The organism is Vibrio sp. YT-19(2023) (assembly GCF_033337395.1).
On record NZ_JAWOQN010000025.1, the window covers coordinates 1 to 13,648 of the forward strand.

Annotated in this window: 9 protein-coding genes; all 9 read right to left on the minus strand. The window is 43.2% G+C overall.

Annotation, left to right across the window (positions count from 1 at the left end):
• Positions 1–127: 127 nt before the first annotated feature.
• The gene (locus R7E78_RS17375; RefSeq protein ID WP_262644215.1) at positions 128–2,230 is read right to left on the minus strand and encodes a YjbH domain-containing protein; all 2,103 of its coding nucleotides are present in this window, start codon (positions 2,228–2,230) and stop codon (positions 128–130) included.
• A gap of 168 nt (positions 2,231–2,398) precedes the next feature.
• Entirely contained in the window at positions 2,399–4,387 is a 1,989-nt protein-coding gene (locus tag R7E78_RS17380; RefSeq protein ID WP_318058107.1) for a nucleoside-diphosphate sugar epimerase/dehydratase, read from the minus strand.
• Between the two features lie 275 nt (positions 4,388–4,662).
• Positions 4,663–5,838, minus strand: a complete 1,176-nt coding sequence (locus tag R7E78_RS17385) for a DegT/DnrJ/EryC1/StrS family aminotransferase (RefSeq protein WP_262644217.1) — start codon at positions 5,836–5,838, stop codon at positions 4,663–4,665.
• A 33-nt stretch (positions 5,839–5,871) separates the two neighbouring features.
• Positions 5,872–6,501 (minus strand): acetyltransferase, encoded by a 630-nt coding sequence (locus tag R7E78_RS17390; RefSeq protein ID WP_262628104.1) that lies wholly within the window; start codon positions 6,499–6,501, stop codon positions 5,872–5,874.
• A complete protein-coding gene (locus R7E78_RS17395; protein ID WP_318058117.1) occupies positions 6,494–7,105 on the minus strand; it encodes a sugar transferase in 612 nt (203 codons plus the stop codon). The genes R7E78_RS17390 and R7E78_RS17395 overlap by 8 nt, the downstream gene beginning before the upstream one ends.
• Positions 7,089–8,348: a glycosyltransferase family 4 protein gene (locus R7E78_RS17400; RefSeq protein ID WP_318058108.1), complete on the minus strand. Its 1,260-nt coding sequence runs from the start codon at positions 8,346–8,348 to the stop codon at positions 7,089–7,091. The genes R7E78_RS17395 and R7E78_RS17400 overlap by 17 nt, the downstream gene beginning before the upstream one ends.
• Positions 8,348–9,880, minus strand: a complete 1,533-nt coding sequence (locus R7E78_RS17405) for an alginate lyase family protein (protein WP_318058109.1) — start codon at positions 9,878–9,880, stop codon at positions 8,348–8,350. Before R7E78_RS17405 ends, R7E78_RS17400 begins: the two co-directional genes overlap by 1 nt.
• A 275-nt stretch (positions 9,881–10,155) precedes the next feature.
• Complete coding sequence (locus tag R7E78_RS17410; protein ID WP_318058110.1) at positions 10,156–12,297, minus strand: bi-domain-containing oxidoreductase; 2,142 nt, start codon at positions 12,295–12,297, stop codon at positions 10,156–10,158.
• On the minus strand, positions 12,269–13,642 hold the full coding sequence (locus R7E78_RS17415; protein WP_140316517.1) for a phenylacetate--CoA ligase family protein: 1,374 nt from the start codon (positions 13,640–13,642) through the stop codon (positions 12,269–12,271). Before R7E78_RS17415 ends, R7E78_RS17410 begins: the two co-directional genes overlap by 29 nt.
• Between the last annotated feature and the right edge of the window lie 6 nt (positions 13,643–13,648).

Genomic DNA, 13,648 nt, shown 5'->3' on the forward strand with positions numbered 1-13,648 from the left:
TTAGCATGAGTAGTTTTACAGGCAAAGCCGAAACGGATGATAACCACCTACTGAAGTAGGTGGTTTAGGGCTGAAAATAAAAAAGCGGCACATTGGCCGCTTTTATACATCGTACTGTTCTATGGGTTTAGTCTAACTGAGTTGATAAGTAACGCAGGTAGGCGTTACGTAAGCGAATCTTATTCTCTTCAAAGTAATCGCTACCATAACGACCACGGTTGAAGTAACGACGTAGCATGCTGTTGTCCATGATAAGCTCATCACCTTGTCCATCACTTAAGAAATTGACGTCATTGCCTACTCGCGTCATCACATTAAAGTCATAAGCTTCGTTACCTCGAACCTGCAATAAGCCAGGAGACATATCACGCCAAGGTGTTAGTGGTAGCTTGACTGACACAGCGACAAACTGCTCTTCATCAGTATCTTTGTACTTAGTAACCTGATAAGTAGCAGAAACCTCAATATCCTCAAACCAATGCGATGTTGTTAGCTTAGCACCAACATCACCCCGCCAAAACTCACCCGCTGTCGCGTTAAACTGCCAATCCCATTCGGGCATTGAAAAAGTATAGCGAGCTAGCGAAGTTTGACGATCGAGAGTTTCATAGCCATTTTCATCTTTCTCATCGACATGCTGGAAGTAGCTCATTTCCAAACTCAAAGCGTGCGCACCAGACTGAGAAAACCATGTAGACTCACTTCTCGCGCCAATATAATCTGTTTTCGCCAAACCGACGGATACTTGGTTCGCAATATCGACATAAGGTAAACGGAAGAATTGGTGCAGCATTGCGCGTTCGATATCATTTTCGTAAGCACTATCCTCAAAGTATCCCCATTTTTCATAATCGTCAGTTTCCGCTAACGGCAAAATATGGCGAACATCGACAGCCGCGCCAGACCAAAGGTAGGTATATAAGTTGCTCGACATCGCAAAAGAGTAGTCATAAACACCAAACTCGGTCGCAACGGCATGGCGAACCATTGGTGAAAAGACAAGTTGAGAGTCTAGTGCGCCGCTATTTACGCGCTCTGTTTTCCAGTTAACCAACTCAAGTTTTTCGGCTAAATCTCGTGTCGTGAACTTAATATCCTCGCACGCAGCAGAACTATTGATAAAACTCTGATAGCACGTTGAATTCGCTTGCACACTAACAACGGGCTTTTGGTTTGCGAGCATAAATAGCTCAATACGCTCTGAATCACCACCCACTTCTGATACCGCGTTTTGACCTAGGTGGCTAGAGATGATCCCCATAGCAACACCTAAACCATCTACTTGGTTATGGTTATAACGACGGTTTTCTAGCGCCACTACTGTTGTTTGATTCAGCAAACCGATTTGAATATTCACAAAGCCTTCATTACGAAGCGCGCTCACTAAAGCAGAGATAGAAGCCTCTTTAGCTTTATTCTGCTCCAAAGACAGCTTTTCCATTAACGTGAGATTATTGCGCGAGTAATCGCGAGAACGTGTATACCCAGTAACTAGAGGTACTGAAAGTGCCGCGTTCCAAATATTTTGTTCATCAGTATTGTGGCCAGAGTAAAGCTGATAACTGAGCGAGGCTGTCACATCATAAGGCAATGTGCCTTGTGGGGTAAAAAGCTTGACCGAGGAGTTAAACTCCACAGCATCGTATTCTCCGCTAACCTGTAAAAAGCTCAATGGTTGATATTCAATACCACCGAATGGGCCATCCATCACACCTAATTCAATATCAGAAAGCCCGTAACCTGCAGAAACGCGAACCGGAGCAAAGTCTAAAGAGTAATCTGCAACTGCATATTTCGTACTGAACTGATTGGCCGAACCACCTAGATCCTGAATACCTAAAGCAAAATCGAGATTCTCCGATCCCCAAAAGTTAGGAACCTGATATTTGAAAGACATCGATAGGTCTCTTATACCACACCCACTTTTTACAAATGAGTTACAGCTATAAGTTTTGGTAACAATCCTTCCATACGCCTCAAAACCATCAAATAAACCAAACGACAAATTAAGAGCATCTAACTCATCAATTTTGTGATTTAGAGGTAAACCTTGAGCATACGTAAAAGAAAAATCACCGTAGTTTAACGACTGCGCATTAGGGGTAAAAGTCAATCCGGTAAAGCTTTGGTTCGAAGGCAGCGTCGCCAACTCCTGAGCGGTAAGAGAAGTACTTACCAGTAGCGGCAGCGATAATGCTGCTATCCCTGTTTTTATCGTTTTCTGTGCCATCAGTTTTAGCCACTGTTAATGTATTGAATACAGAAAAAGGCACTCAGAAGTGCCTTTTTGAGGTTACGACATGTTCACGTTACGTTCGTAGTAAACAAACAACCACTGCGAGTACCACAACAACATATCTTATTAATTTTTCTATTATTTACCAACCAGACAAAAGCATCAAGTTTCACTTGCATTACTTTGCTTTGGCTCAAAAGTATATAACTCCGCAGTGCGAGTATTTTGCTTCCATACGAGATCTTCAATGCCATCCACTGGATTAAAGCCTGTAGGAGCATCGAGTAACAAGCGACGAATCACTTCGTGTTGGAAGTTGTGACAGGCGGCATCGAGCTTGTCGATTAAGATTTCATACTCTTTTAGTGGTAGGTAACTTTCTTGCGCGGTCATAATACGTGCGTGTGCCGTTTCGGAAACATTGTCATCTCCAATCAACAGCTCTTCATATAACTTCTCTCCCGGCCTCAAACCTGTGAAGAGAATCTCTATATCGCCATGAGGATTGTTTTCATCTTTAACTTCAAGCCCTGACAGGTAAACCAAGTTCTTCGCTAGATCGACAATCTTAACGGGATCCCCCATATCGAGAACAAATACATCGCCACCTTTCCCCATCGCCCCAGCTTGAATAACCAACTGGGCAGCCTCTGGAATTGTCATAAAGTATCGAGTAATGTCTTTGTGGGTGACCGTAATAGGTTCTCGCTTCTCAATCTGTTTTTTGAATACAGGAATTACCGAGCCAGACGAACCCAAAACATTACCAAAGCGCACCATACAGAAACGCGTACCCAGATTAGGGTTGCTCTCACGAATTCGGTTTTGTTGCTGTGCCAACGCTTGTAAACCTAACTCAGCCATGCGTTTAGTCGCACCCATCACGTTCGTTGGTCTAACAGCCTTATCAGTAGAAATAAGAACAAAATTCTTCACACCTGCATCAATCGCCGCTTGCGCTGTATAGTAAGTGCCAAACACATTGTTTCTTACACCTTCAACAACGTTGTACTCCACCAGCGGAACATGTTTGTACGCCGCAGCATGGTAAACCGTGTCCACTTCAAAGGCTTTCATGGTAGTTTCTAAGCGATTTTGTCTCTGCACAGAGCCAACCAATGGAACGACGACAATGCTCAGATTGTTAGCTTTAATGATTTGACTCAATTCACTGTGCACCTGATACAACGCAAATTCAGACAGTTCAAATAAGATCAATGATTTTGGCGAGTAGTTTAAAATCTGACGACATAACTCAGAGCCAATTGAACCACCAGCTCCCGTCACCATCACTACTTGATTCTTGATGTTCGCTTCCATTAATACTTGTTGCGGCTGAACAGGGTCTCGACCTAACAAATCACCAATCGGAACCTCTTTCAGTTCATCAATTTTCGCCTTACCCGTAAGGATATCTTTCATATCTGGAACGGTTTGGATTTCAACAGGCAGTTTAGAAATTCTATCTAAGACTTCCTTACGGCGTTTGTTTGAAGCGCTAGGAATAGCAAGTAAGATTTTTTTTACTTCATACTTTCTAATCGCCTTCATCGCGTTATCCGCTGTATAGACTCGGTAACCCATTAGCATTGTGTTTTGAAGCGTTTTGTCTTCGTCGACAAAGCCAATAACTCGGTAGGTTTCTGATTGTCGCAGCGCAAACGCAAGCTCACGACCGGCACTACCCGCACCATAAATAAGAACTGGCGCTCCAGCTTTGTGTACCGATTGAGCAACCAAGCTCCTTACCAGCAGACGGCTAGTCCCTACTCCGATCGCAAGAAAAGCGGCATAAATAAAAGGAATCGAGCGTGGTAGTTGGGCATCAAATGCGAAAGCAAAACTGGCCACACAAAGCGCAGATAGAATCGTACCCAACCCGACGACTGCCAGAACATGAAAGCCTAAATAGCGTAGCACCGCTCGATAGAGGCCAAACGAGACAAAAACAGCAAGCGTACACACAATGGTTGCCAACAGTACATAGTTACTGCTTGTATCTGGAAGTGGGCGGAACTCACCAATGCGAGACCAATAAGCAAACATAAAAGCAGCAGAGATAATAAAGAAATCCACTCCGATACTAATAAGGCGCTTTTGATATCTCGGTAAAGACCAAATGACGTTAAGTTTGGAATTATTTTCAATCATGACAGTATGTAAGCCTCATTACCCCAAGTTTATTTTTAGAGTTTGGTGGTAATGCTAGTTAATATTATGAGATAGCCTGAGCAAAGATTATACAACCTGATGATTATGTATAGAACCATTAATTGCATATTATCTCACTGCATCGCATCTTTTAAGCAATCTGCGTAGCAGACATTTTACATTTTCATCAAGTGGTGGGACGCTGTTACAGGAAAACATAAATAACGACATATTAAAGCACTATTATTTATGCGTCCCACTTAGACTGAACTGGTTTACTTCTGCGCTTCTAACAACACTTCACGGATCACACCGCACGTTTTAGCGACTTCTTCTGACGATAATGTTGGATGAACCAAAAACATTAAACTGGTTTCACCTAACTGCACTGCATTCGGCAAACGTTTTTCTGGTCGCCATGGCGTATTATCAAATGCTTTTTCTAAATACACCTCAGAGCAGCTACCTTGATAAGCCGGAACACCACGTTCCACAATGGCTTCCACAATGCGATCTCTCGTCCAGCCCTCTGCCAAATGTTTAGGCTCAACAAAAAGGTAATGTTTGTATTCAGCGTGCTGCGAATGCTCAGGCACGTGAACGCGTCGAACGATATTGAGATCTGCAACAGCCTCATCGATTTGTGCCGCATTGGCTTGGCGTTTTGCCGTCCACTCTGACATGCGAGTCAATTGAATACGACCAACCACAGCTTGTAGCTCAGTCATACGCCAGTTGGTTCCAAAGCTGTCGTGCAACCAGCGAAAGCCTGGTGGATGCTGACGGTTATAAATCGCGTCATAGTTTTTACCATGATCTTTGTAAGACCACATTTTTGACCACAAATCTTTATCATTCGTGGTCACCATGCCGCCTTCACCGCCTGTCGTCATGATCTTATCTTGACAGAATGACCAAGCACCAATGTGACCAATTGTGCCGACACTGCGGCCTTTATATTTCGCGCCATGTGCTTGAGCACAATCTTCAATAACATAAAAACCATGTCTTTCTGCAAGCGCCATGATGTCATCCATTTCTGCCGGCATACCAGCCAAATGAACAACGATGACCGCTTTAGTCTTAGGAGTTAGGACCGCTTCAATCGACGCTGCCGTAATGGCTTGGCTATTGAGCTCCACATCCGCGAACACAGGGCTGGCGCCAGCCGTAACAATAGAAGATGCAGAAGCAAGGAACGTTCTAGGCGTCGTAATGACCTCGTCCCCTTCACCAATCGCTAACGCTTTAAGCGCGACATCGAGTGCAAGGGTACCATTGCTTAGTGCAACAGCATGATCACATCCAACCCAAGCTGCGAATTCTTTTTCGAACTCACGGCACTCACTACCCGTCCAGTAGTTTACTTTGTTTGACAGTAGTACACGACTAACTGCGTCGGCTTCTTCTTGAGTAAAAGAAGGCCATGGAGAAAATGGAGTATTAAGCACGATGTCACCTAAATAAAAATTATTCTGAGAATGTTATTTTGAGTTTACGAGCTGTGCAGGCGTACCCACAACAGTTTGCAAGTCTGGTACATGGTTCAGGACAGTCGCGCCGGCTCCTACCATTACGCCCGTACCAATGGAAATAAGTTGTTTAACTTGGCTTCCGATACCGAGCCAAGAACCTTCCCCGACAGTTACCCCGCCCGCAAGATTACAACCAGGGCTAACATGTACGCCATCCGCTAAATGGCAGTCATGATCTATCGTTGAGGCCGTGTTAATAATGCATGCTTTACCAACTTTGACGAAAGGATTGATGACAGCACCAGCCATGACCACCGTACCTTTATCAAGCTGACTATACCGACTAATTGTGGCCCTAGGGTGCTCGAGTACAGAGAACTTAGCGCCAGCTGTACTGAGCTGATTCTGCTTTTCTAACCTGATTTTATTATTGCCGATGGCTATCACCGTTAGATCAAACTGCGCCGCTATCTTTAACAAGGTTTCGGAATTCCCTTTGACTGGCCAATGCTCCACATTTTGCAACCCTGGCCAGCGATCATCAAAAAACTCAATGTTTGTATAACCATTGAGCTCCGCAATTTCAGCAACGACTTTCCCGTGACCACTAGCGCCTAAAATTGCGCAAGTTCTATTCATGGACTTCGCTCTGCTTTGATTGACCAGTAAAAGGTTCTATCGTGACATGGCCATCTGCCGATATTCCTTCCTTCACAAACACTTTTTTAACGGTTAGGAACAGAATTTTGATATCTAGCCATAGGTTACGATTATCGACATACCAGACATCGAGCTTAAACTTATCTTCCCAGCTGATTGCATTACGCCCATTAATTTGAGCCCAGCCCGTTACGCCAGGCCTGACTTCGTGACGTCTTGCTTGCTCTTGACTATAAAGCGGTAAGTACTGCATTAATAAAGGACGAGGCCCCACTAAACTCATCTCACCTTTCAGTACGTTCCACAACTCCGGAAGCTCATCGAGGCTTGAGTTTCTTAACTTGTCTCCAAACGGAGTCATTCGCTCGGAATCAGGAAGTGGATTCCCTTGTGAATCGACCGCGTCTTTCATGGTACGGAACTTAACCATTTCAAACGGTCTGCCATTTAAACCAGGACGTGTTTGACGAAACAGTACGGGCGAGCCTAAGTTCTTACGTATTTTCCAAGCCACGAGCGCGATAATTGGTGAGAGTAAAATAAGCCCAAATAAAGAGGCACAGAAATCAAATAATCTTTTCATCATTTACCTCTGCAGATTTCACTTTTGATTGCGCTGTTCCTACTACCCACTGAACCCATTTATCAGCTAACAACTGGCGGTTAAACTGACTTTCAGCAAGTTGTCGAGCGGATGCCCCCATGTTAATAAGCGCCTCTCGATTATCCGCCGCCTGCTCTAAGGCATTTGCAAATTCCTGCGGATTTTCCGGAGCCACAGTAAAGCCACACTGAGAATCTTCTATCATCCCTGCTAGCCAACCTGGATAGTTATTAATCACCGGGAGGCCCGCAGAAATATAATCGAAAAATTTATTCGGAGATGTTCCGTAATAAAAAGCAGGGATATTTGCCAACACTTGCATTCCAACATCAGCACTTGCCATTAACCCCGCCAACTTCTGCTTATTTACAGGAGGGTGAAATACAACGTTATTCAGCTGCATCTCTTGAGCTTTGGCCTCCAATTGCGGTTTTAGCTTACCTTGCCCCACCAAAACTAACTTAATATCGTTTCGGCCACGGCTTTGTAACTCTGTCGCTGCATCTAAGACAGCATCCAAGCCGTTCGCCATACCATGAGTGCCAGTGAAAACCGCCATCAAATCTTCTTGCGCGACACCTTCTGGTCGCCATGGTTCGCTTGATTGAGTAAAGATGGAGAGATCACAGCCATTGGGTACCATCGCTATCTTGTCTCTAGGCACTCCACGCTTCTTGATTCCCTCGACAATGCCAGGAGAAAGGCCAATACAGCGATTCGCACTTCGATAAGACGCCCATTCTAGTAGAGACATCAAACCCAAAATGATAGGGTTTTTAATTACCCCCATTTCTTTTGGTAATTCAGGCCACAAATCCCTTACTTCAAATACAAACGGCTTTCCACGTAACCAACGTGCTAAAATACCTGGAATACCCGCTGTTAATGGGGTTGTTGTTGCAAACAATACATCGTATTTTTCCGTAAAAGCTAAGCCGATACTTTTAAGCGCAAACTTAACAAAAGTCATGCTTCTTTTAAGAAAGCCATCTGAGTTGGAGTACGCCAAATCAAACTCAATGATGCGGATACCATCGACGACGCCCTTGCGTTTGCCACCAATAAACTCTGACTCTAACCCTGTCTCTCCTCCACCATATGTGCCACATACCATAGTAACATTATGCCCATGGTGAATTAGGCGCTTTGCCATCTCGTAGGAACGTATCCCTGTGGAACCTTTAGGTGTTGAAAAGTGCTGGTGAAAATAAAGAATATTCATTATCTGTAATTATACTCTGTCGTTATTTTGCCATCTGACGTTACTTCGATTTCCAAAACAGGAATGGAAGTTTCTTGGTAGTAATAGCGAGACTCTTTTCCTTCGACTAACTCAAGTCGTTTGATGTCGGTATTACTATTTATCGTTATAGAATGAATATGGTTGGTGATGCGATTGCCTTCTATCATCCATTCCCCTGGATTCAGGCGCCAACGTAGTATCGCTTTTTTCTGTACACCTTGAATATCATCTACAACTCGCAGCGTACTGTTCGAAAGAGAAATCTCTCTTTTATGACTGCACCCCAAATAGTCACGGTAACTAGCGCTACAATATTGGCGAGCTTCATCCCAATGGACATTTTCAGCCTTAAGCCAAGCACCTAAGAGAAATCTGCTCAAGCGTGGCATTTGTTCATGCTCATCAAACTGAACAGTATTATGACTTTGCGTTCCACCATAGTAATCGATATATGCTTGACCAGCATTATAACTATAGGTGCCACCGTCTCTTAACAGGTTTACACCATCAAGCCAAAAGTCCACATGTAGAGCATCGTTTTGAGCAGGTCGAAAACGAAATATAGGGTAATTGAATAGTGCAAACGCTCCAGTTTGGCTTCTTAATCCGGCGTATCCGCCTTGCGCAAAATGAAACGAACTTGGTTTGTTAAGTGCTTGCTGTGGTTTACTTAACCCCAGAAGTTTAAGTGGTTCATCATAGCTACCTGCTTTTTCCCAAGCAGATGACTGCAAGAACAGGACTGAGGCGAGCTGAACCGTTGGGCGAAAATCTCGATAATCCGAGTCACTTAAAGGTAACAACCTTGCGCCATCGTTATGACCTAAATTAGGTGCATCCCCATTTACTTCTTGAGTCAACTGATATAACCATTGAGTCGCCAAACCAATTTTTGTATACAACGACGGACTAAACGACTTGAGATTAAGTTCCCGTCTCCATAACTCTGCCATTGAGTAAGTATCTAACATAACTCGGTGATAGTTGACTGAATACTGGCTGAATGTTCCATCATCATCGATCAAATGCTTTGCTCGATTCTCCAACCACTTACGCCCCATTTTTTGCCAGCGCATAGCGCTTTTATCGCCACTGGAAGCAAGCCAACTTCCACCGATAAATAGGGCGGCAGCTTCCGAAGTGCCATGGTTATTATCTTGAGCAACGGCATAAGAGATGGTCGGGGCAATGCGTTTTAAGTGGGCTTTAACAAATGCCAACAGTGCAGGTTCAGGACTTTCAACTTGATTCAATAATTTAGCAGCCATAGCCAAATGCATGACTCTTATTGAGGCTTCTTGACCACACTTCCAGTTCGGCCCCAAATAAGGAGAATTCTGTTTTAGCCAATCTTTCGTAGTTGCATTCAGCTCATCAAGCGCTTGCTCTCTTCCAGAAAGATAATCCTTCGCTAAGCCTAGTACCCAATCGAATCTAGATGCCTCCCAAATCCCTTTAATATCACCAACATTAGAATCAAAGTCAGACAAACAAAACCAAGGTTTATTCATGTTGGAGTAGCATTTTCCAGTTAATGCGCTCTCCGCCCATCGCAATTCACTGACTAATCGCTTCGGCCTCCAACCAAAAGGGGAGAATTGGTATCGCTGACTAGATTTACATTGAACTGAAGCAGATAAAGGACGAAACAAAAGCCCCGATATCGAGGCTTGATTGAGACGCTTAACTGGGTTTAATCCGCTTCGGACACCTAGTTGGTAAACTGCCACTCTGGCTAAATTGAAAACACCCAAGTTCTTTGCAGTTTGCGCTTTTAGTTTGAGACTCATTGTTGTTTACGCAATTGCTCTGCTATTTCAATTGTCACTCTTGCTACTTCGAATAGCTCTCGAGGTGGAATCGGCGACTCTTTACCTGATTCAATAGCACTAAGGAAAGCAGCCGCACAACCTGTTTGCCCTTTGTCTTGTTTCCATAAATTCATTTTACTAAAGCCAGGCCAACCAAAACCTTTTAACTTACGGAAGTTGTCTAGTTGAAGTACTCTACCTGCTGCGAAAACTTCTACGCGCTCTTTCGGGAAGTTAGCAGCACCATTAGCTAAGTAGTGGATAGTGCCGAAAGAACCATCAGCAAAACCAAGAATAATCGCAGCTTTATCTTCCGTGATATCAACACTATCAACATCACCCATACGACGACACTGCACAGAAACAATCTCTGAATCAGCTAGGTATCTCATTAGATCAATGAAATGGCACGCCTCGCCAATAATACGACCACCGCCAATTTCATTATCTTGCGTCCAGTGATCCGCAGGGATAGATCCAGCATTCATGGTCATCATAAAGCTCTTAGGTTCTTTCACTGACGAAAGTAGCTCTTTCATTTTTTGCACTTGAGGCGAAAAACGGCGGTTAAAGCCAACCATTAACTTTGGCGCTGAAGCAGTAGATGCTTTCGAATAATAGGTAGCTTCCACTTCCGCAAGCTCTTCTAGAGTGACGGCTAAAGGCTTTTCTACAAATACGTTTTTACCTGCATTGAGCGCTTCAGAAACAAAATGAGCATGGCTGTTATGGCGCGTAACAATTGCAATTGTGTTAATTTCTGAGTCAGAAATCATGGCGCTTGTATCAGTGGTGGTTTTTGCAAAACCAGCTTTTTCGCCATGAGTTACTCCATTAATACCACCAGAAGTGGCAATAGTATGTAGTTGAGCGCCTCCCGATTTAAACGCAGGGATCAACATGCGAGAAGCGTAGTTCCCTGCCCCAACAAACCCAACAACAGGCTTAGATGCTTCAAAAGTCGCTTCGCTGTTAAGTGTGATAGACTTTTCGTGGCGAACACTGGAATCACTCTGATATTGAAGCAAAATACCTAGCGCTGACTTATCAGAAGTCAGTAATTCATATGCTTGCGCTGCATCTTCAAATTTAAATCGATGAGTAATAAGTGGTTTAACATCAACTTGGCCAGAGGCCATCATGTCCAATATAGCTTCGAAATTTCGTTGTTCAGTCCAACGTACAAAAGCATATGGGTAATCTTGACCATTATCTTCGTAGTTGGCATCGTAGCGACCAGGGCCATAAGAACAAGAGACTTGGAAGGTTAGTTCTTTCTCATAGAAATCCGCACGATTTAGCTCTAAGCCAGTCACACCAACAAGGATAATGCGGCCGCGCTTACGACTCATTCGTGCAGCTTGTGTCAATGGATCATTTGATTTTGTCGAAGCAGTAATAATTACGCCATCGACGCCGTTTCCACGGCTAAATGCCATACCAGCTGCAACAGGATCTTCACCTTTACCAGGGTTACATACGTCGGCGCCGAATTGCTTCGCCAGCTCCAACTTAGCATCATCGTAATCAATCGCCAGTACACGACAACCTTGAGCACGCAGCAATTGAACGGTTAGTAAACCAATTAAGCCAACACCAGTAACCACAAACGCCTCACCTAATGTTGGTTCGGCTAAACGAATCCCTTGTAGACCAATACTCGCCACAACCGTAAACGATGCTTCCTCATCGGATACGTTGTCTGGAATTAAAGCGCACAAATTTTTAGGCACACGAACGACATCTGCATGAGGGCCGTTCGATACAACGCGATCACCTTCTTTGAAGCCCTGAACACCCTTACCAACGGCGTTAACGACACCAACGTTGCAATAACCCAAAGGTAGTGGTTGTGCCAACTTAGACTGCACTGCTTCCAATGTTGTCATCAAGCCATCTGTCTGCACTTTTTCCAACACCATTTTTACTTTGTCTGGCTGCTGGCGCGCTTTATCAATCAAGCTTGCTTTACCGAAGTCTACGAGCATACGCTCTGTGCCAGCGGAGATTAAAGAAATACTGGTATCGATTAACACATTCCCAGCAGTTACCTTTGGTGCAGGAGCCTGCACCAAATTAGAGCCACCTTTAGCCATGTCTTGAAGAATTTGCTTCATTCCTAACCTCTGATATTAAAAATCTATGTTTGCCATTCGCTGTTTTTTCAATCTTGTCAACAAAAACTATATTTATCTCGATAGAGTCGCCAATCTTCGCCTTTAGGGTATTTTTTATTTTTTTTTCATCGTAAAAGGACTCTTCATATTGCGTAACAAGTCGAATATCAATTGAATAGTCTGAATATTGATATATCTGTGACTCAACTATACCTTCAATATTTTTTGCAACTTCTGCAACTCTTCCGATCATTCTTCCATCTGGTAGCAACAAATAATCTTCAATACGCCCATCAATACGCTGCACAAAACGTTTCTTTTGGAAAACATCTAGATTCTGACAAGTTGAATATGCAATATCACCCGTATCATACTTAAGCAATGGGAAAGCAGGGTTACTCCAGTTAGTACCAATGATTCGATAAAGTCCCTCACTTCCAATTTGTACGAAATCAACTAACGAAAACTCCTCATCAACCACCAAGTTTCCTTCTAGATCTTCTGATATATTAGCAACCGACTCCGATAGACCATAATGTTGCTTAACACTCACGCCAAAAAAAGATTCTATAAGTTCCTTCTGATAATCTAAAAGGCTTTCAGATCCGATAGTTATGTATTTAACCGAACAAGTAACCTTGATTCCTTTTTCTTTCGATAATTTAGCAATAGCATATAACGCAGACGGATAACCATGAATCCATTCAGGTGCGAATTTATTAATTTCATTTACATATAGTTCAATATTTTCCATCGAAATATGATAGACACTGAAATTAAGTTGATTAGAAAAGATACCACCAACCCAGTACGGGGGATTAACATTACCTATTGGGACAATGGACTTCCCCCCAAAGTAAGCTAGTCTCATCTCTTTTTTGATACCTAATCGTTCCCTATAACGCCACCATACTCCCCAACGTTCCAGCTCCGAAATTTTTGTTTCATAAAAATTCAGTGCGCCACCAGTACTACCACTAGTTGAAATCTTTCTCAGTTCTTTCTTATCTATTCCTCGATTCACAAACTGAGACTCTTGACCAACAACGTCCCATTTATTTAATATTGGAAGAGTCTCATAGACTTTAAACGGTTCAGTGATTATATCATCAATTGTTATCCCATTTTTTTTAAAATACTCATTCCAATACTCACACCCATTCGCAGCCAAAAGATGGTCTGACAATCTTGTTTTTTTTAATTCTAGGATATCATCACGATACATATGACTAATCAAGTCAAGTCCAGAATATCTGTGTTTGCTTTCTTTTATTGTATATAAATCCGCCAGGACACTTTTCAAAACCAAGGGAGAAAGTGAATATATTTTTTTCCTAAACGACATATTAAT